This is a genomic window from bacterium (genome assembly GCA_026398675.1).
Lineage (GTDB): Bacteria > RBG-13-66-14 > RBG-13-66-14 > RBG-13-66-14 > RBG-13-66-14 > RBG-13-66-14.
In genome coordinates this window covers 1-2,166 of record JAPLSK010000411.1, presented here as the reverse complement: position 1 = coordinate 2,166, position 2,166 = coordinate 1, and the positions used below count along the sequence as shown (strand labels likewise).

The 2,166-nt window shown below is 65.3% G+C and carries 2 protein-coding genes; both read right to left on the bottom strand.

What is annotated here, in order from left to right; translation table 11 throughout:
- Window positions 1–563 (bottom strand): FAD-binding oxidoreductase (locus NTW26_12005; protein MCX7022971.1); only part of this gene is annotated, 563 nt, incomplete at its 3' end.
- Between the two features lie 42 nt (window positions 564–605).
- Complete coding sequence (locus NTW26_12000; GenBank protein MCX7022970.1) at window positions 606–1,481, bottom strand: 4Fe-4S dicluster domain-containing protein; 876 nt, start codon at window positions 1,479–1,481, stop codon at window positions 606–608.
- Window positions 1,482–2,166 lie beyond the last annotated feature (685 nt).

The window sequence follows — 2,166 nt, the reverse complement described above, 5'->3', positions numbered from 1 at the left end:
GTGTCCACGGTCAGGTGGCACTCGAGGTCGGCCCGGGAGACGAGGCCGGCCATCTCGTCGCGGAAGAGGACCTCCTTCGGCTCGCGGCAGCCGTAGAAAAGGATGACGCGGTTGAAGTCGGCGCGGTTGTCCAGGGCGTACCACAACAGGCTCCGCAGCGGGGCCATCCCCAGGCCCCCGGCCACCAGGACGAGGTCGTTGCCCTCCATCTTCTCCACGGGGTAGCCGTTGCCGTAGGGGCCGCGCAGGCCGATGAGGGAGTTGGTGGGCAGCCGGAAGAGGGCGCCGGTCACCCGGCCCGTCCGCCGGACGCAGAGCTCCACTATCCCCGTCCGCGTCGGCGAGCTGGAGATGGAGATGGGGCACTCGCCGGTCCCGATGACCGAGAGCTCGACGAACTGGCCCGGGCGCGAGCGGAAGCTCTCCGCGATCGCGCGGTCTTCGAAGCGGACCTGGAAGAGCTTGTGGTCGCGATCCTGGGGCTTGATGGCCACGATCCGGGCCAGGTTCGGCTGGTACGGATTCTTGGCCAGCTTGTACGAGAGCCGTTGATCTCTAAGCATGGGCCTTGTCCCCCCTGAGCATCTTCAGGCACTCGACGTAGTCTATCTTCGCCGGGCAGCTGACGATGCATTGTGGCCTCCCGCCACCAGCGCGTGTTCCCGGAAGAGGCAGCAGTCCCATTCACGCATGCGCGCGCCGCCGCCGGTCAGATCCAGCGCGTCGTGGACGTCGTAGCAGGTGCAGGTCGGGCAGACCATGGAGCAGGAGCCGCAGGAGTAGCAGCGTTCGCCCAGCTTGTCCCAGATAGGGCTCTCGTACTCCAGGTCCAGAATCGTGGGCAGGTCGCTGATTTCCAGCGTCAGGCTGTAGGCCTGCTCCCGCCGCCGGCGGAACTCGAGGTAGCGCTGGGTGAACCCCTCGTCCACCTCGGTAAAAAGCTCGGGGCGGTGGGAGACCACGTCGTCGCCACGCGAGGTGCCCACACCGACCAGGAAGGCGTCGCCCAGGTCGGTGAGAAACAGGTCGAAGCCCTCGTCTATGGCGTCGGTGCCCATGGACTTGCAGAAGCAGTGCTTGTCGGGGATGCAACTGGTGGCGACTATCATGATGTTTTCGCGCCGGGTGAAGTAGTAATTGTCCGCGTAGCGCCCGGCGAAGAGGTTGTCCAGGGTCTCCAGGGCGTGCATTCCGCAGGGGTGGATGCCGAAGAGGACGAGGCGCTCGGTGAGGCCGGTGTTCTCCGACTTGTAGCCCTCCCGCGTGTCGAAGCGGAACATGGTCTCCCGGGGCCGATAGAAGTACTTCTTCGCCGGGATGACGGTGCGCAGGGCGTCGTAGGCGACCTTTTCGAGTTCGGTGTACGGCTCCCAGCGGTGGGAGTTCACCCCGTGCTTCACCGGCACGTGTACCTCGCCCCACCTCCGGAGTATCTCCAGGAGGGCGGCCAGGTGCCTCTTATCCATGCGCAGGACCTTCATGGGTTTACCTTTCACCGGTTTTCGGCGGGTTATTATAACAGAAGAATGAGCCGATCTGGAGCCAATCGCCCCGCTTATTTCCCGACTGACATGGTAGATTATGCGATGGTAAATGTCAAGACCAATCTGCCGGGAATTCGTCCTTCGGGACTATAAAAATTTCCCCTCCCCTCTAGGGGGAGGCTCGCCTCCGGGCCGGGATGAGGGCTGCCGTATACCCCCTCCCCCCTCTGGGGGGCGGCGCGCCGACGGGCTGGGGTGAGGGGTGAAGCGGCGGGGATAGGAACCGAGCGAAGCGAGCTATGCCCCTGGCAAATCCCCGCCCTACGTCATCTCAATCTGTAAGGCGCGGGTTGGGGTGAGGGCTGCCGTATACCTCCTCCCCCCTCTGGGGGGAGGGGATGGGGGTGAGGGGCGGGGCATGAAAACGGCGGGGATAGGACCCGAGCGAAGCGAGCTATGCCCCTGGCAAATCCCCGCCCTACGTCATCTCAATCTGACAGGCGCGGGTTGGGGTGAGGGCTGCCGTATACCCCCCCCCCCCTCTGGGGGGCGGCGCGCCGCCGGGCTGGGGAGGGGGGTGAACCGGGCGGGGTACAGAGCCCCCACCCTACATTGATTACCCCGCTCCCGATCAATTTCCACCCCGCTGGCATTCCAGCCCCGCTCCTGCTACACTCGCCCC

Excerpts from the sequence above, each read along its gene's own strand:
- NTW26_12000 (MCX7022970.1), bottom strand. The coding sequence starts at position 1,481 with ATGAAGGTCCTGCGCATGGATAAGAGGCACCTGGCCGCCCTCCTGGAG.